The organism is Bacteroidota bacterium (assembly GCA_020402865.1).
In the GTDB taxonomy this organism is placed as follows: Bacteria; Bacteroidota; Bacteroidia; order Palsa-965; family Palsa-965.
Genome location: JADBYT010000002.1, coordinates 401,507 through 417,910, shown reverse-complemented (window position 1 = coordinate 417,910; position 16,404 = coordinate 401,507). Strand labels below are relative to the sequence as shown.

The following is a 16,404-nucleotide window of genomic DNA, read 5'->3' as shown; positions in this document are numbered from 1 at the left end:
CAGGTAAATGGGGGTGAGCGTATTTTGTGTTTGTATTTCTGCAACTGATTATTCTACATACAAATTATCGCAATTCACATAGATCACCATTGTTTCTGCGGGGGCCTTCCTGCGCAAATTTTCACGCACGGTTTCGAGAAAAAGAGCCGTCTGGCGGCCCATGAAACGTGTCCAGTGTATAACAACCGTGTGCCCGGAACCCGTTTGGGGAGGCTTGCTGCCGGGTAACGGCTTTATATAGCTCAGGTGTTCGGCGCAGGTGAGCAGCGTATCCACAGGCGCTTGCAGGCGTGGCGGAAAAGAGTCGAAAATACTGTCGCGCGTCCAGTTCAGATTAGGAAAACCACCCGCATAGCAATTGATCTGAAACGACACCAGCTGGCCTGCACTGTTGTAGTAGCTTGCCTGCAGCGGTTGCAGGTGGTTTTTATGCTGTTCGTTTTTTACCGGCTCGCCGTTTCGGCTTAAGCCTTCCGAAAATTTTGTGCGCCACGATGTATCAAGCACATACGTTTCTGAAGCCGAAATTCCAAATGCAGCAGCGGCCTGCTGAATGCGGATTTCGGAAAGCGGCTTCATTTTTTTCAGTCCCATTGCTTTGTTCAGCACAAAGCCGCAACCAGTGTATGTAAAGGCTGCAAGCAGGCTGGCAAGAAGAAATGGCTTGAATTGCATGAAGTAAAATTAAGCGAATGTGGCAGGTATAAGGTGAAGATCGCATTAAAGCGAACTCCCTGAATATTTATGTAATTCACTACGTTTCATGCACACAAAAAGCCCAAAAATTCAGGTCAGCGCATGGATTTTTTAAGTGCCTGCATCTTGTTACGAATCGCTTTCAACGAAGGCGGAAGCTGCTCCTGATCGGTGAGGTAAAAATATTCCACACTTTGCATTGCGGCACCCGACTGAAGAGATATCCGAATTGTGGTGCCTGCAAAACAAGTGCTTCGCGTTAAATCGCCGGTATAAGGATGGAAAATTTGCTGACGACAGGCAGCCACAAGTGAATCGAAAAGCGCGGGACCTATTTTCATTTTCCGGATTGATTTAATGGTGTCGGTTTCGTTTATATAACCCATCAGATACAATGTATCGTTCTCTGCAAATAACACATCTCCACCCCAGCTTATTTTCAATTTATCGGGGCGCATGGCAGAAGATTCCGAAACCGTATTTGAATTGGTTTGCGTACACGAATTGAATACGATGAAAAGAAACAGGCAAAGGAGTGTTTTCATGCGTTTATTTTTTGGCCAGCCATTTACGCAACACCGGCGCCAGATAAAGAATAGAAATACCCACCAGCACAAACGCTATAAGCCACGAACGCAGCCACACCAGTAAAAAGCCCTCACGCCAGCCGAAATTTACACTCACCAGCACCAGCGTAACCACCAGTGTGGTGAAAAAACTCATTAGCGTTGCAAATTTCAATTCGGGAATTCCGGGTTTCATACCAATACAAAGGTAAAGTAAAGCCTGTGGTGTACACACCTACTCTTCCACATGCAGCCGGTGAAAGAACCGGTGAATAGCCGGCGCAAGCAGCACACCAATATTGGTAATAAATGCCACACCGCTGAAAATTGCATACAGCGACGAAAACACTTTTCCGCCGTTGCCGGTAATTTCAGCCACCGGCCCCATACCCGATAATATCATGGATGCATTGTGCAGCGCATCAATCCACGGCAGGTTACAGGTAAAATGATAACCCACAATGCCTATGCCAAGACAAATAATCAGAAAAAAACAGCTCCACGCCAGATTTCGGTATATTCGTTGATAGTAAATCTGTCGCGGGGCAAGCGGTTGGCGTTTGTGTTCGTACATATTATGCAGTTTAAACCGGATATGAAAATTACAAAAATTATTACCGTACTGTCTGCCGTGGCGTTGCTTTTGACAGCGGCTCCGTTTTCGGTTGCGTATTATACCGAAAATGCCCCCACAAAGGTAGTGGTGCAGCACCCCGAAAAATATTCGCTGTTTTTCCTCAACGAGCTTGCAAACAGCGGCTGTGCAAAAACGGTTACGCTTATCGACAGTTTGTTTATCATCGACGGCAACGATACCGCTTTTCTGCCCACCGGGGTTTCGCGCCAGAACGAACGTTTTACCGGCAAAACCGAACAGTACGCCATTCAGCTCATCATTAAGCGAAATACTTTTTCATCGGTAAATTTCAACCTCACCTGCCGCGAAGAATCGGGTAAGCAAACCACTTTCCGCGGCGAAGCCCATTTGCGCCCCTGCTTTTTTATGGGTGCCGAAATGGATGAGGACGAAAACGGCAACATGTATCCGGCCGATGAATTTGTATATACCACACCCGGCAACCTCGAAACGATCTCGTTCCGCATTGGCAACAGCGAAGGCATGGCCGTAAAAACCACCATCGAATCGCCCGATGTGAAGATTGGACTGGATGGCTCGCCGGTGTTGCGTTTGGCGAAGTAAACTACTTCCCGAATTTCTCTTTCAGCCACTGTATATACATCGCCACATTGGTAAAGCGGCTGTACTCCGTTTCAAAATCATCCTGCTTCTCGCCGTAACGCAGGGCGTGCATCACTACGGTGTTACCACTTTTTTCAAAGCGTTTGCGCAGGCGCCTGGCGTAAATTGTATCGCCTTGTGCTTCGGCTTTGGCGCAGATTCGGTTGTAAGCTTCATTGCGCAGGGCAAGGCATTTTACAGTGTCGGGCACCGCCGGAAAAGTGTTGTACAAACTGTCAAGCTGCTGCGCGGCGGTGATCAGAAATTTTTCGCGGCGGCGCTGGTCAATGAGGCTTTGCTTGTAAGCTTCAAGTTGCGGCGAGTTAATGCCGTAACGCTGCGCAAGAAAAGCGATGGCACCTTTGCAGCCTACAAAGCTGGCTAAGTTCTCGTTATACTCCACATCATTTGTCACGAAAATAGTGCCATGCGTAAGCTCGTGAATAATGAGTTCGGCCAGCTCGCCTTCTGAGTAGCGCAGCATTTGCGAAAGCACCGGATCGTTAAACCAGCCTAATGTGGACCAGCCTGCCGCGCCGCCCAGATCGGCATCGTAGCCGGCTGCCTGCAAACGTGCAATTTCCGTTTCGGCTGGCGGCTTCTCGAAAAAACCGCGGTAAGGCATTTTACCCAGCAGCGAATAACTCCAGCGGTGCGGCTTCAAACTGAATTTCTCGCAAGCCGTTACCACATAAATTACCGGCTTGCCCTGCTGGTCGTAAAACGTACTGTAATTGTCGTTGCGCGTGAGCCCCAGCTTGTCAAACGCAAAGGCGCGTATTTCCTGTATCAGCCGCAGTTTACTTTTCACCGAATCCGGCACAGCCGCATCGGCCAGCACTTCAGTAATCGGACGCGCTTCGCGGATAATCGTCAGCTGCCCGTTGCCCATCTTCACGCCATACACCAGCAGCGATACGTTGAACAGCGCAAACACAAACAGCGGCGCAAACAGAAGATCGGCCAGCACGAGAAAAAATTTGCGGATGCGCATACTGCAAAGATGCTGTTTTTTGGCTGCGCTTTTCGCTTAATTTCGCGTATGCGCCTGCTGCTGTTTCTTGCTCTTTTTCCGCTTGTGCTTCAGGCGCAGATTCCGGTAGTGCCGCAACTCCGCGCCCTGCTGCCCGATACACTCAGCGAATCATCAGGCCTTGAATTTGTGAGCGACACCAGCCTCTGGTCGCACAACGACAGCGGCGATCCCGGCACGCTGTATCAGATAGACACTACAGCCACCATCCGCCGCAGCCTGCACCTGCGCGGCGTTTCGCCCTACGACTGCGAAGACCTCGCGCAGGACAATACCGGCAATTTTTACCTCGGCGATTTTGGCAACAACGCCAACAACCGGCAGGATCTGCGCATCTACAAAATTCCCCCGCCCCAAAGTATCACAACCGACAGCATTACACCGCAGCTTATCGAATTCAGCTTCGCCGATCAGACCGCCTTTCCGCCGCCTGCCGCCGGACAAAATTTCGACTGCGAGGCCATGTTTCATTTCAACGGCTCGCTTTATGTGTTTTCAAAAAACCGCGGTACTTCCACCTACTGCCGCATGTACAAAATGCCCGATACGGCTGGTGTGTACAGCCTCATGCCGGTTGACAGCTTCAATACGCAGCAGTGGATCACCTCGGCCGACATCAGTCCCGCAGGCACAGAAATGGTGCTTTTCTCCGAATTCAACATTTACCTCTTCCGCAATTTCACCGGCGATAATTTCTTTCAGGGCAATGTAACGCGTTTCACCATGACACCTTACACACAGAAAGAAGCCGTGGTGTTTGCCACCGACAGTTTGCTTTGGCTTACCGATGAAGTGCTGCTTAATTTTGGTGGAAAGCTTTACACGATTGATATTCCTGCGGCACTTTCTGTTTCTGCTTTGCAGCCGCAGGAAACAACGTTTACGCTCTGTCCCAATCCGGCTGCCGACGAACTTATGCTGCAATGTGGCGAAGCAAATTACACGTGGCAGCTTTACACACTTCAAAATCAGTTAGTGCAAAGTGGTTTTTCATTCACTTCAACTACATACATCAATACATCCGCACTTCAGCCCGGCACATATCAGTTGCGCATTATCACCGCAGCAGGCCAAACGGGAAGTCAGCTCATCATACGCACACAGTAAACTATGTTTTTCGTCCTCTCCAAAATACTTTCGTTTCTGCTGCTTCCGTTTACCTGGGCCATGCTGCTGCTGGTGTGGAGTCTGCTAACCAAGAAAGCGCATATTCGCCGCAGGGCTTTGTTTGCCGGGGTGCTGGTGCTTTATTTGTTCAGCAACCGTTTTGTGCTCGATACTGTAATGCGCGCCTGGGAAATTCCGGCCACACCCGAACCTGCGGCGCAGCAATACGATGCCATTATTGTACTTGGCGGCACCAGCGCGTGGGATGAGCAGCTTGACCGTGTGCAGTTTACCCGCGGCGGCGACAGGCTTTTTCAGGGCTTGCAGCTTTTGCGCAAAGGCGTGGCGCCCAAACTCATTTTCACCGGCGGCTCAGGCAGTCTGAAACATCCTGACAAGCTCGAGGCAAACTGGGTGCAAAGCTGGTTAGTAAAAGCAAAACTCAACGACTCAGCCATTGTGTTTGAAAACAAATCGCGCAATACACACGAAAACGCCGCATTCACCAAACCCTTGCTGGGCAGTGGAAACGGGCGTTATCTGCTCATCACCTCAGGCTTTCACATGCGCCGCTCAGTGGCCTGCTTTGCGCATGAAGGAATAAAGGTTACACCCTACTCGGCCGACCGCTATTCCGGCGGGCCAATGCGTTTCGAACCCGACTACCTGCTGCTGCCCGAAGCCGAAGTAATGCAAGGCTGGAACCAGTTGCTGCACGAATGGTTTGGCTGCATCAGCTACAAAATTTCGGGCTATATCTGAGAGCCTATTTAGTCTGCTTTTCGAACTGGCCTTTCAGCTTCTTATTCTCTACCGGCTTCACGAGATACTTTTTCCATTGCACCTCAAACGTTCTGAAGTCAATAGGTGTACAATTAATTTCATTTGAAGCAGGTGTAAGTACATCACCCTTAATCAGCCCTTTCGCACGCAGAGAGAGGTTAAACCCGGGATTGGTTTTCTTCCAGCGGTAATAAATGTATTCGCTGTCCTGATAATATTCTAGTTCAGGCACAAAACGGTTGTTGAGGTACTGATCAAAGAACGGTGTGTAGTCTTTTTTCGTTTTTTCGTTCACCAGATCAATAAACTGCTGCGATGAAATTTCAGAACGGTAGTAACGGGTGGCAAATGTTTTGATGATATCAAAAAATACACTGTCGTTGTTAATACTGCTTCGGAGTGTGTGTAAAATCCACGCACCTTTCATATAAATATCACTGTCTTTGTAATTGAAGTAGCGGATACCTTTTTCTCCCACCACCGGGCGACGGTTAATAATAAACATACGCTGATTGAGCAGGTAACTCTGATACCGCTCTTTACCGAATTTATGCTCTACAAACAAGGCTTCGGAATAGGTGGCAAAACCTTCGTGCAACCAGCCATCGGCAAGATCGGCGGCAGTTACACTGTTGCCCCACCATTCGTGTGCCGTTTCGTGAAGTATAATATAATCGAATGAATATCCGAACTGATTCTTATATCCGTTTCCATAAGCAATTGCACTCTGATGCTCCATGCCGGCGTAAGGTGATTCCACGAGTTTAAACCCGTCTTCATACCACGGATAAGCACCAAAACGTTTTTCGTAAAACGCAATATGCTCTTTCACCTGCGTGAAATGCACTTTTGCCTTTTCATAATTATAATCCAATACATAATGATTGAGTTCGAGTACTTTTCCGGTTACCGCACTTGTGTAGGTATCGTGAAGGAGTTTAAATTTACCGATGTAAAACGTCACGTTATATACATTGACGGGGCAACTCAGCTTCCAGTTCCACTGCGTTTGTGTGGCATTTACCGATGCAGTATCTGTAAAACGGCCGTTGCTTACACCGGTTAATCCTTTCGGGATAATGAGGTGAATGTTCATCGAGTCGGGCTCATCGTTCATGGCATCTTTGCAGGGCCACCAGATTCCGGCGCCTTCGCTCTGGCAGGCCACACCCATCCACGGACGTTTCTGCTCGTCGCGCTTGCGTACAAAGCCGCCACGCCACGGCGGACGTTTTGCTTCGTCGGGCGTGCCGCTGTAGTTGAGACGGATCTGCAGTGTTTTTCCGGCATCCAGCACGCGATCGGCCTTCACAAACACGGTATTGTACTTCCACGAAAAGCGTACAGTTGACCACTCTGCTTGTTTATCCATACGCATTTCGGCCGAAATGAGCCGCATGTTTTCTTTCAGGTCGAGCTGAAATGAATCGGTAGCCGCAACTGTTTTTGCGGTGATGATGACCGTGCCGGAAATTGATTTTTCCTTCAGCGGATCCGTACCAAAATCAACGGTAAGGTCATAGTGCGTTACATCGTAACTGTTTCTGACCGGTGTGGATTCGCCGAACAGAGCGCGGGCGGGTGTTTTTTCGGGGAATTTACCTGCGCGTTTGGGGTTGTGAATATTGAAGTGCACGCCAAACACGCTGCATCCGGCCAGCAGTGCCACACTCAGGGCAAGAAAAAGAAATTGAACCTGTTTCATCGCAGTATAAAAAATCCCGGCCACAAAGTGTTCCGGGATTTTATGTGAATGATTAGAGTTGGGTTAGCTGCTCTTCAATGGCTTTTATTTTGGCCATTGCATCGGCTTCTTTGCGGCGCTCTACTTCTACCACTTCGGGCTTTGCATTGGCCACAAAACGCTCGTTGGCCAGCTTGGCCTGCACCGATTTGAGAAAGCCCTTGTTGTAGGTAAGCTCTTCGGTAAGGCGTTTTTTCTCGGCCTCGGGGTCAACGCTTCCGGCCAGCGGTACAAAGTACTCGGTAGCTTTTATAAGAAAGCTTACGGCACCTTCGGGCTTGGCATCGGTAAATGAAATGCTCACGTTGGCCAGCTTTTCAATTACCGCATCGTACTGCGCATCGGCCGCGCCTTTAATCTGCAACTGCAGTTTTTCTTTTGGCGAAAGACCTTTCTGGTTGCGGATATTGCGCACCTGCGACACGGCTTCCGATGCCTGTGCAAAACGCTCAATGGCTTTTATATCAAATGCGGCCTCCTTCGGCCACTCGGCTACAATGATGCCGTCTTTCTCACCGCGCTCACCCATAAGGTGGTAAAGCTCCTCGGTGAGGAAAGGCATAAACGGATGCAGCATTTTCATAAGCTGCCCAAGATAATCGAGCGATGCGTTGTACGTTTTCGCATCAACCGGCTTGGGCTGTCCGTCCACAAATTCGGGCTTCACCGCTTCGAGATACCACGCGCAGAAGTCGTCCCACACCAATTTGTAGGTACTCATCAGCGCATCCGACAAACGGAATTTGGCGTAATGCTCGTTAATCTCGGCAAGCTGCTGCTGCATACGTGCGCCAAACCACTCAACCGCCGCAGCGGCCGCCACCGGCTGTGCAGCCGACGCATCAACCGTCCAGCCTTTGATGAGGCGGAAGGCATTCCAGATTTTATTGGCAAAGTTGCGGCCCTGCTCGCAAAGCGACTCATCGAAAGGCAAATCATTGCCCGCCGGCGAACTCAGCAGCATGCCTACACGCACACCATCGGCACCATATTTTTCAATAAGGTCAAGCGGATCGGGCGAATTGCCCAACGACTTCGACATTTTGCGGCCCTGCTTGTCGCGTACAATACCGGTAAGGTACACATTGCGGAAAGGCAGATCGCCCCGGAACTCGTAACCGGCCATAATCATACGCGCCACCCAGAAAAACAGGATTTCGGGCGCGGTTACGAGGTCGTTGGTCGGATAGTAATAGTTGATATCCGCATTGTTCGGATCCTTAAATCCGTCGAATACCGAAATCGGCCACAGCCACGACGAGAACCAGGTATCTACCACGTCTTCGTCCTGCTTGAGGTCGGCCGCGGTGAGGTTTGCATCAATTGCTTTGGCTTTCTCCAATGCTTTTTCAGCATTCATGGCCACCACGTGCTGCCCGTTGGGCAGATACCACGCAGGAATGCGCTGTCCCCACCAGAGCTGCCGCGAAATGCACCAGTCCTGTACATTCTCCATCCAATACTTGTAGGTATTGATGAATTTGTCGGGGATGAGGCGGATGTTTCCGTTCACCACATTTTCCAGCGCCGGACCGGCAAGGCCTTTCATATCCACAAACCACTGCTGCGAGAGGCGTGGCTCGATTACTGCATCTGTGCGCTCGGAGTGCCCTACGCTGTTGCGGATATCATCGGTTTTAACCAGATGGCCGGCCGCTTCAAGGTCTTTTGCAATTTGCCTGCGCACCGCAAAGCGATCCTGCCCCACGTAAAGCTGGGCTGCAGGGCTAAGCGTGCCGTTTGCATTGAGAATATCAAGCGTTTCGAGCTTGTGCTTTTTGCCAAGTTCGTAGTCGTTGCGATCGTGCGCAGGCGTAACCTTGAGCGCACCTGTTCCGAACTCGCGGTCCACATATTCATCAAAAATAACCGGCACCGCGCGGTTAATAAGCGGAACCAGTACGCGTTTCCCTTTGAGGTGGGCATAGCGCGGATCTTCGGGGTGAACGGCTACTGCTGTATCGCCCAGAATGGTTTCGGGGCGGGTGGTGGCAATGGTTATGCGTTCTTCGCTGCCTTCTACCTGATAGCTGAGGTAGAAAAGCCGCGAGTTGGTTTCCTTCATAATTACTTCCTCGTCCGAAACCGCCGTAAGCGCCGCCGGATCCCAGTTCACCATGCGGTGCCCGCGATACACCAGGCCTTTTTCGTAAAGACGAACGAATACTTCAAGAACGGCCTCGCTCAGGTCGTCTTCCATCGTAAAACGGGTGCGTTCCCAGTCGCACGATGCGCCCAGCTTTTTTAACTGCTCGAGAATGATGCCGCCATATTTTTCTTTCCAGGCAAAGGCATGCTTGAGGAATTCATCGCGGGTAAGATCCTGCTTTTTGATGCCCTGTTCGGCCAGGAGCTTTACTACTTTGGCTTCGGTGGCAATGGAGGCATGGTCGGTACCGGGCACCCAGCAGGCATTTTTCCCCTGCATACGCGCCCGACGGACCAGCACATCCTGAATGGTATTATTGAGCATGTGCCCCATGTGCAGCACCCCGGTAACGTTGGGCGGGGGAATGACGATGGTGTAAGGCTCGCGATGATCGGGGACAGAACGGAAAAAGCCGTTATCCATCCACCATTTATACCATTTCTCTTCTGCCAGTTGCGGCTCGTAAGTTTTGGGAATTTCCTGCATTGTAATTACCTTCGTTAAATAGCACTTTAAAAGAGCACAAAACTAATCAATTTTACGCCTGTTTCGGCCTATTTCTGGCACGGTTTATGCTGTTTTAGGCTGTAAATCTGAATCGAAAACCACACTAGCTGACCAGTCACAAAATGAAAAAGCTTTTCTTACTCGCCCTTCTTGCATTTGGAGTTGCCACCCCCGCTCTGGCTCAGGCTCCTTCCACTCCAACTATGGATCGTCCTACCGCTCCGGTAATGACTTTCGATAATCTGGAGTTTAATTTCGGCACCATCAAGCAGGGCGAAGTTGTTACCCACGAGTTCCGCTTCCGCAACACGGGCAAAGAACCCCTCATTATCAATAATGCACAGGGCTCATGCGGCTGCACAGTGCCCGAATATCCGAAAGAACCCATTAAACCGGGTGGAACAGGTGTAATCAAAGTAACCTTCAACTCCGCCAGCAAACTCAATCAGCAGGACAAAACAGTAACCATTACCTACGACAGCGACAAAATTATTGTGCTGCACATGAAAGGTATGGTTGAAGGTGGAGCACAGGCTCAGCCGGCCACACCGGTTCCCGCTCCCACCGCCACACCCAAAGCACCGGCTGCTGCTCCGGCTCCCAAAGCAACTCCCAAACTTTAACGTATAAACCACAATCATTTCTGAAATCCAAGTCATGAAACACATTTTCACCATTGCACTTGTAGCTGCAGCCTTTGGCGTAGCCAGTGCACAGGCTCCCGCCGCCAAACCAGCTGCCGACAAAAAACCGGCTACTGCCACCGCCTCCAAACCCGCTCCGGCAAAAGCTACCACCGCTAAGCCGGCTCCGGCCGCTACTACTGCCAAACCGGCACCGGCAGCCACCGCATCTGCTCCGGCACAAACTACCGATCAGGGCTACAAATTCGACAAAACCATTCACGATTACGGCACCATCAAAAAAGGGGCTGATCCTTACTGTACTTTTACCCTTACCAACACCAGCAAAGAGCCTCTGGTAATCACCAGCGCCACGGGTTCATGCGGCTGCACTGTACCTGAATACAGCAAGGAACCCATTATGCCCGGAAAATCAGTAACCATTAAGGTACGTTACGACACCCAGCGCGTTGGCCCGTTCGAAAAGCAGGTTACTGTAATGTTCCAGGGTAAAGATGCTCCCGCCATTCTGAAAATCAAAGGCGTGGTTGAAGCTCCTCCGGCCGAAACACCGTTCCCGGCTCCGGGCACAACACCGGCTAACGGCGCTCCCGTAAACACCGGCGGTGGTTTCTAACTCTGGCACACCTCTTGATCTTAACGATCACATGAAAAAAGCACTTCTCCTCCTTTTTGCCGCTGCCGGTCTGGCTATCAGCGCCGGTGCGCCCAAACTGGAAAATGCACCCGCCATTTCCTTTGAAAAAGAGGTAATTGATATGGGCAACATTCGTAAAGACAGCGAAGCCGTTTGTGAATTTAAGTTCACCAACACCGGCACCGCACCGCTTGTGATTGAAAGCATTAAAGGACAGTGCGGCTGTACCACCATATTGCCTGAAAGCTGGAGTAAAGAACCTGTTCAGCCCGGCGGAAAGGCCTCTTTTAAAGTGAAATATGACACATCCACACGGGTGGGCATGTTTGACAAAAAGATAATGGTGCAAACAAACGCCGCCCTCACTCCTTTTGAAGTGAAGATAAAAGGTAATGTACTGCCGTAAACCGGCACATCTCAAATTCAGGAAACGGGTCGCACATGGGTTGTTGCGGCCCGTTTTTTTGTGGTAAAATTGTACGATTAACAATTTCTGGCCTGATCCTTGCGAAAACACAAAAGCAACTAAACACAACTTCACATGAAACGCATTTTCACCCTCGCACTTCTTCTTGTTGGCGCTGCTTCCGTTAAAGCACAGTCAAGCGCCAGCCTCGACCCCAACGCTCCTGTAATGGAATTCCGTCAGGAAACAATTGAATTCGGCACCATTACACAAGGTGATAAAGTAACCCGTGAATTTGTGTTTACCAACACCGGTAAACAGCCACTTATTATTACCGAAGTAAAAGTAACCTGCGGCTGCACCGATCCGCAATATCCCAAAACCCCCATTGCTCCCGGCAAACAGGGCACCATTACCGTTACCTTCAACAGCGCCGGCAAATCCGGCATTCAGTCAAAACCCATCACCATCGTATCAAACAACCGCGACGGCGATGTAATTCTGCACCTCAAAGGTGAAGTAAAAGTCCCCGCCACAACCGGCGCGGAAGCGGCCCCTAAACAAAATGCCGATGTGAAACCCGCACCGGCACAAACCACACCGGCAACTACCACCGGCACAGCAAAACCCGCGCCCGCTACAGCCTCCAAGCCGTCATCAACCACAGCTAAACCTTCGGGCAAAGCTGCGGCAAGCACAAAAGCAGCACCGGCTCCTTCTACCAAAAAGAAAGTGGTTAAAGCAACTCAAACAACAACTGCCACACCCAAGCAATAACGGTTTTTACATCCCCACGAAAGGGCGTTGTTTGTAATGAACAACGCCCTTGTTTCATTATACCACATAATCAGATCTTTGCTTATAATTCTGCCGGTTGCTTGTTTTAACGCAATATCGGGCAAGAAAATTCGAGCTCAATTAGCGTCAGAACATCGTGCGGCGCAGTAAAGGTTTACACAAACGGAATCGTTCAGGAATAATTGAAGTGATTCATTGGTAAGCTGCGAATGATTGATTCTGGCCGGATTGTTGCAAAAGAATACTGTAAATTTGAGTCATGCGTATCCGACTTCTTGCTTTTCCGATTCTGCTTTTATTGCTTTCCTTCAAACCCAAACCGGCCAACGGCCCGCAAATGAGTTTTAAGGAAACCAAATACAATTTCGGCTTTCTTCGTCAGGGCGAAATTGTAAAGCATGCGTTTGTATTTACCAATACCGGCAATGCGCCGCTGATTATTACCAAAGCCGATGTGCAGTGCGAATGCACAACTGTAGATTTCCCTAAAAAGCCGGTGTTGCCCAATGCCAGCGACAGTGTAGTGGTTACATTCGACACAAAAAGTGCCATTGACAGGCAGGAACGCGCCGTGGTAATTACCTCAAACGCAGTAAACAGTCCGGTTGGACTCACGTTTAAAGCGGTGGTATTAAAGCCAAAAAACAAAAAGTAAAAGGCGGCGGGCACAAAATTTTGCCGAACTTTGGCGACGCCCGGAAAGCACCGGGCATTTCGTCAAAAAAAGCGCAAATTCATTATGCCGAAAATTTCTGCGAAGGCCGATCACATGCCGCCTTCACCCATTCGCAAGCTGGTTCCTTATGCCGAGCAGGCCAAACGCGAAGGCCGTAAAGTCTATCACCTCAACATCGGCCAGCCCGACATTAAGACACCCGAGGTGATGCTCAACGCCATTCGCAATTCAAACATTGAGGTAATCGAGTATTCGCATTCGGCCGGTATCGAAAGCTACCGCCGCAAACTGGCCGGCTATTACCAGTCGTTCAATATGCCGGTGCAAATGGAAGATATTATGATTACCACCGGCGGCTCAGAAGCGATTGAAATTGCCATGATGACCTGCTTCAATGAAGGTGATGAAATAATTATTCCCGAACCGTTTTACGCCAACTACAACGGCTTTTCCTGCGCGGCCGATGTGGTGGTGAAGCCTATACGCTCAAGCATTGAAAACGGCTTTGCGCTTCCGCCCATTTCCGAATTCGAAAAATTAGTAACGCCCAAAACCAAGGGCATCATGATTTGCAATCCGGGCAATCCTACCGGATACCTTTACACCCGCGAAGAACTCGAAGCCCTCAAGGAACTTGTGCTCAAACACGATCTTTTCCTGCTCAGCGACGAGGTTTACCGCGAGTTCTGCTACGACGGTAAACAATACGTATCGGTAATGCACCTCAGCGGAGCCGATAACAACATTGTATTGCTCGACTCCATTTCAAAACGTTACAGTGCCTGCGGCGCACGCATCGGTGCATTGATTTCGAAGAATAAAGACGTAATGGCCGGCGCACTGAAATTTGCTCAGGCACGCCTTAGCCCGCCCACATTCGGACAGATTGGCGCCGAAGCGGCACTCGACACACCGCAATCTTACTTCGATGAAGTAAAGGCCGACTACACCGCCCGCCGCAACTTCCTCATCGAAGCGTTGAACAAAATGGAAGGCGTGTTTTGTCCCAATCCCAGCGGCGCATTCTACTGCATTGCCCGCCTGCCCATTGACAATGCCGATAAATTCTGTCAGTGGCTGCTCGAATCATTCAACCACAACGGCCAGACGGTAATGCTGGCACCCGCCACCGGATTCTACTCCACACCGGGCGCAGGTACGAATGAAGTACGCCTTGCATACGTACTAAATTTAGACGATTTAAAGAATGCGATGGAATGCCTGGATGCCGCATTAAAAGTGTATCCCGGACGAACAAACTAACCCGAAAGGCTGCCATTAGGCGGCCTTTTTTTTGCAACTATGCAGTCTGTAAACACATCTGAAATCTACTCATATGTCTCCAATGCAAACAATCCTGCATAAAATCAATCCCCAAAAACTATTTCTTGCCGACAGCCTTGGCGCACTTGTCACAGCCTTACTTACCGGTGTTGTGCTTGCACAATTCGAAACATTTTTTGGCGTACCCGCACAAACACTTTATCTGCTTGCCATTGCACCTGCATTGTATGCCGTGTATTCGTTTGTGTGTTATCTGCGCTTCCCTGCATCCTGGCGTTTATTGATGCGAATAATTGCGTCAGCTAATTTGTTGTATGTAATTGTGGTGAATGTGTGGATGCTGTTTTTTCAACCGGGAATTACGGGTTGGGGAATGCTTTATTTTGTGGGGGAGTTTTTTATTGTGGCCGGAATTTCTTTGATTGAATTTAGAAAATCATCACAATAAACAATTAAAACAATTCACATAAAGAAGGCGAATCATTCTGATTCGCCTTCTTTATTAACTGAAAAAATCTGATTAATTCTTTATAAGTGGCTTTGTTCTGACAGCCTCTCCTTGCTGCAACCTCACAAAATAGTTCCCCGAAGCAAGTGCCGTTAAATCATAATTAACCTGATGATGTCCGGCAGCAAGTTCACCTTGTTTTACCACAGCAACGGTTCTTCCCAGTGCATCCACAATTTCGAGCGTGGTACGCCCTGCCTGCGGGATGAAGAACGAAAAGTTTACCGGGCCGTTTGCAGGCACCGGATAAGGCGCATACAACTGCGGCGATTGTACTACCGTAGCAATAGCCGGAGGCGGATCAGTACCTGCCAGCACCGCTGAATCGACAATAATATTTTCATCGCCCGGCTGATAGGGCATGTAGGCAAAATACACTACCAGCATTTCGTCGTTTGTGGCTTCACCGGCAGTTACCTGCTGTGGCGGCGAGCTGGGGTTCCACGGATTATTGCTGGTGTTGTCGTAAAACGCATCGGCATGCACTACGCTGCCGGCAGGAACACGAATCAGTTGCCTGAAATTGTAAAAGCCCTGCCAGTGAAAATTCCAGTCGGGAATGTCGATAAACGGAATGGTATCGCCGTTGGGGTCAATGGCGTATGATTTTACGGTGCGGCCAATCAGGTGCATGTGCGGAGCCACGGTAAGCAAAGTTACATCGCCATTTACGGCATATTGTGCATGATAGGTGCGTGTGGCGTTTGCAGGAATGTTAATCGGACCGTTGGTTAGTGTGGACCAGTAGTTGAGCACCGGGTTGAGTGTCACATCGCGCACTGTACCGTTTGCGAAAGTAAATCGTACCTGTGTACTGTCGAGCTGGTTGAATGTGCCGGCAGGGTAATGAATCTGCATAATGATATTGGTATTGGCCAGCAGGCGAATGCCCATGTTGGGCGGCAGTTCATACATTTCCTGTCCGGGCACCCAGCCAAACACAAGCGTAGCCGTAAACGAGCCTACACCGCCAAAACTGGTGTATCCCGGGCCGGGATCGGCATTATCGAGATTGACACAGGTATTGGCTACATCCTGATAAATAAGTGCGTGATGCACAATACTCCGGTTGCCGGGCAGTACTTCCACTTTTGTCACAAACTCATCGTTTGTAAGCCCCGAGGGCATTACAAAGCAGCGGTACAAATCGGCCGAGGCGTTTACGGTGTAGAGTGGCATTTGCGAAACCATATCGGGATTGGGCATTTGCGAAATGCCGGTATAAACCGGAGGCGTGGGCGCCTGTGAAAGATTGCCAGACACCGAGCCGCTATCGACCCAGTTTACAATGGTTTGTATTTCCTGCGTGGTAAGCAGGCGTTCGTGCGTGAAACGCTGATAAGCCGGATCGGGCGGCCAGGGCGGCATATTGCGGCTTTGCACCGAAGCGCGGATGCTTTGCGTAACCTGCATCGCATCGGCATAGCTCATGAGCGAAAACGGGGCAATGCCACTTGGGTTGTGACAGCGCGTGCAGTTGTTGTAGAAGATGGGCGCCACATCATTTGCCCAGGTGGGGGCCTGCGCATAGGTGAATACCGACGTAAGAAGCGCAAGGAGGAGAAGCGTTTTTTTCATGTGCCAGGCAAATTACAACTTTCTGGTTGAATTTGTTAAACGACGCAG

Annotated in this window: 18 protein-coding genes; 10 read left to right on the top strand and 8 right to left on the bottom strand. The window is 49.9% G+C overall.

Translation table 11 applies throughout. The features are described from left to right. Positions 1-48: 48 nt before the first annotated feature. The 4 genes from IM638_02870 to IM638_02855 all read right to left on the bottom strand — a co-directional run bounded on the left by IM638_02870 (position 49) and on the right by IM638_02855 (position 1,836). Positions 49-675 carry a hypothetical protein gene (locus IM638_02870; protein MCA6361950.1) on the bottom strand — a complete coding sequence of 209 codons (627 nt, stop codon included), beginning with the start codon at positions 673-675 and terminating at the stop codon, positions 49-51. 116 nt (positions 676-791) lie between these two features. After that, positions 792-1,241, bottom strand: a complete 450-nt coding sequence (locus tag IM638_02865; GenBank protein ID MCA6361949.1) for a hypothetical protein — start codon at positions 1,239-1,241, stop codon at positions 792-794. Between the two features lie 4 nt (positions 1,242-1,245). Then, complete coding sequence (locus IM638_02860; GenBank protein ID MCA6361948.1) at positions 1,246-1,458, bottom strand: DUF2798 domain-containing protein; 213 nt, start codon at positions 1,456-1,458, stop codon at positions 1,246-1,248. Positions 1,459-1,497: 39 nt separating this feature from the next. After that, complete coding sequence (locus tag IM638_02855) at positions 1,498-1,836, bottom strand: hypothetical protein (protein MCA6361947.1); 339 nt, start codon at positions 1,834-1,836, stop codon at positions 1,498-1,500. A gap of 21 nt (positions 1,837-1,857) precedes the next feature. On the opposite strand from IM638_02855, the gene IM638_02850 reads away from it, so the two are divergent. Beyond that, positions 1,858-2,463, top strand: a complete 606-nt coding sequence (locus IM638_02850; protein ID MCA6361946.1) for a hypothetical protein — start codon at positions 1,858-1,860, stop codon at positions 2,461-2,463. Between the two features lies 1 nt (position 2,464). On the opposite strand, the gene IM638_02845 is transcribed toward IM638_02850, so the two are convergent. Next, positions 2,465-3,496: an aminopeptidase gene (locus tag IM638_02845; protein ID MCA6361945.1), complete on the bottom strand. Its 1,032-nt coding sequence runs from the start codon at positions 3,494-3,496 to the stop codon at positions 2,465-2,467. A 48-nt stretch (positions 3,497-3,544) separates the two neighbouring features. Between IM638_02845 and IM638_02840 the strand changes: the two genes are divergently transcribed. Next, the gene (locus IM638_02840) at positions 3,545-4,642 is read left to right on the top strand and encodes a T9SS type A sorting domain-containing protein (GenBank protein MCA6361944.1); all 1,098 of its coding nucleotides are present in this window, start codon (positions 3,545-3,547) and stop codon (positions 4,640-4,642) included. A gap of 3 nt (positions 4,643-4,645) precedes the next feature. Then, positions 4,646-5,404, top strand: coding sequence for a YdcF family protein (locus tag IM638_02835; protein ID MCA6361943.1), 759 nt, complete (start codon positions 4,646-4,648; stop codon positions 5,402-5,404). Between the two features lie 4 nt (positions 5,405-5,408). Here the strand turns inward: IM638_02835 and IM638_02830 are convergent, their stop codons facing one another. Both IM638_02830 and IM638_02825 read right to left on the bottom strand, forming a co-directional pair. After that, positions 5,409-7,130 carry a M1 family metallopeptidase gene (locus tag IM638_02830; protein MCA6361942.1) on the bottom strand — a complete coding sequence of 574 codons (1,722 nt, stop codon included), beginning with the start codon at positions 7,128-7,130 and terminating at the stop codon, positions 5,409-5,411. Between the two features lie 52 nt (positions 7,131-7,182). Then, positions 7,183-9,804 carry a valine--tRNA ligase gene (locus IM638_02825; protein ID MCA6361941.1) on the bottom strand — a complete coding sequence of 874 codons (2,622 nt, stop codon included), beginning with the start codon at positions 9,802-9,804 and terminating at the stop codon, positions 7,183-7,185. A 143-nt stretch (positions 9,805-9,947) separates the two neighbouring features. On the opposite strand from IM638_02825, the gene IM638_02820 reads away from it, so the two are divergent. From IM638_02820 to IM638_02790, 7 genes are all read left to right on the top strand, one after another. Then, entirely contained in the window at positions 9,948-10,448 is a 501-nt protein-coding gene (locus tag IM638_02820; GenBank protein MCA6361940.1) for a DUF1573 domain-containing protein, read from the top strand. Between the two features lie 34 nt (positions 10,449-10,482). After that, positions 10,483-11,085, top strand: a complete 603-nt coding sequence (locus IM638_02815; protein ID MCA6361939.1) for a DUF1573 domain-containing protein — start codon at positions 10,483-10,485, stop codon at positions 11,083-11,085. Positions 11,086-11,116: 31 nt separating this feature from the next. Next, a complete protein-coding gene (locus IM638_02810; GenBank protein ID MCA6361938.1) occupies positions 11,117-11,512 on the top strand; it encodes a DUF1573 domain-containing protein in 396 nt (131 codons plus the stop codon). Positions 11,513-11,647: 135 nt separating this feature from the next. Further along, the gene (locus tag IM638_02805; GenBank protein MCA6361937.1) at positions 11,648-12,289 is read left to right on the top strand and encodes a DUF1573 domain-containing protein; all 642 of its coding nucleotides are present in this window, start codon (positions 11,648-11,650) and stop codon (positions 12,287-12,289) included. A 280-nt stretch (positions 12,290-12,569) separates the two neighbouring features. Continuing rightward, positions 12,570-12,965 carry a DUF1573 domain-containing protein gene (locus IM638_02800; protein ID MCA6361936.1) on the top strand — a complete coding sequence of 132 codons (396 nt, stop codon included), beginning with the start codon at positions 12,570-12,572 and terminating at the stop codon, positions 12,963-12,965. Between the two features lie 84 nt (positions 12,966-13,049). After that, entirely contained in the window at positions 13,050-14,249 is a 1,200-nt protein-coding gene (locus IM638_02795) for a pyridoxal phosphate-dependent aminotransferase (protein ID MCA6361935.1), read from the top strand. An 82-nt stretch (positions 14,250-14,331) separates the two neighbouring features. After that, a complete protein-coding gene (locus IM638_02790; GenBank protein ID MCA6361934.1) occupies positions 14,332-14,718 on the top strand; it encodes a hypothetical protein in 387 nt (128 codons plus the stop codon). A 72-nt stretch (positions 14,719-14,790) separates the two neighbouring features. Here the strand turns inward: IM638_02790 and IM638_02785 are convergent, their stop codons facing one another. Further along, the gene (locus IM638_02785) at positions 14,791-16,356 is read right to left on the bottom strand and encodes a T9SS type A sorting domain-containing protein (GenBank protein MCA6361933.1); all 1,566 of its coding nucleotides are present in this window, start codon (positions 16,354-16,356) and stop codon (positions 14,791-14,793) included. Positions 16,357-16,404: the final 48 nt, after the last annotated feature.

Coding starts and splice junctions, on each gene's coding strand:
- IM638_02870 (MCA6361950.1), bottom strand. CDS start 675: ATGCAATTCAAGCCATTTCTTCTTGCCAGCCTGCTTGCAGCCTTTACA.
- IM638_02865 (MCA6361949.1), bottom strand. CDS start 1,241: ATGAAAACACTCCTTTGCCTGTTTCTTTTCATCGTATTCAATTCGTGT.
- IM638_02860 (MCA6361948.1), bottom strand. CDS start 1,458: ATGAAACCCGGAATTCCCGAATTGAAATTTGCAACGCTAATGAGTTTT.
- IM638_02855 (MCA6361947.1), bottom strand. CDS start 1,836: ATGTACGAACACAAACGCCAACCGCTTGCCCCGCGACAGATTTACTAT.
- IM638_02850 (MCA6361946.1), top strand. CDS start 1,858: ATGAAAATTACAAAAATTATTACCGTACTGTCTGCCGTGGCGTTGCTT.
- IM638_02845 (MCA6361945.1), bottom strand. CDS start 3,496: ATGCGCATCCGCAAATTTTTTCTCGTGCTGGCCGATCTTCTGTTTGCG.
- IM638_02840 (MCA6361944.1), top strand. CDS start 3,545: ATGCGCCTGCTGCTGTTTCTTGCTCTTTTTCCGCTTGTGCTTCAGGCG.
- IM638_02835 (MCA6361943.1), top strand. CDS start 4,646: ATGTTTTTCGTCCTCTCCAAAATACTTTCGTTTCTGCTGCTTCCGTTT.
- IM638_02830 (MCA6361942.1), bottom strand. CDS start 7,130: ATGAAACAGGTTCAATTTCTTTTTCTTGCCCTGAGTGTGGCACTGCTG.
- IM638_02825 (MCA6361941.1), bottom strand. CDS start 9,804: ATGCAGGAAATTCCCAAAACTTACGAGCCGCAACTGGCAGAAGAGAAA.
- IM638_02820 (MCA6361940.1), top strand. CDS start 9,948: ATGAAAAAGCTTTTCTTACTCGCCCTTCTTGCATTTGGAGTTGCCACC.
- IM638_02815 (MCA6361939.1), top strand. CDS start 10,483: ATGAAACACATTTTCACCATTGCACTTGTAGCTGCAGCCTTTGGCGTA.
- IM638_02810 (MCA6361938.1), top strand. CDS start 11,117: ATGAAAAAAGCACTTCTCCTCCTTTTTGCCGCTGCCGGTCTGGCTATC.
- IM638_02805 (MCA6361937.1), top strand. CDS start 11,648: ATGAAACGCATTTTCACCCTCGCACTTCTTCTTGTTGGCGCTGCTTCC.
- IM638_02800 (MCA6361936.1), top strand. CDS start 12,570: ATGCGTATCCGACTTCTTGCTTTTCCGATTCTGCTTTTATTGCTTTCC.
- IM638_02795 (MCA6361935.1), top strand. CDS start 13,050: ATGCCGAAAATTTCTGCGAAGGCCGATCACATGCCGCCTTCACCCATT.
- IM638_02790 (MCA6361934.1), top strand. CDS start 14,332: ATGCAAACAATCCTGCATAAAATCAATCCCCAAAAACTATTTCTTGCC.
- IM638_02785 (MCA6361933.1), bottom strand. CDS start 16,356: ATGAAAAAAACGCTTCTCCTCCTTGCGCTTCTTACGTCGGTATTCACC.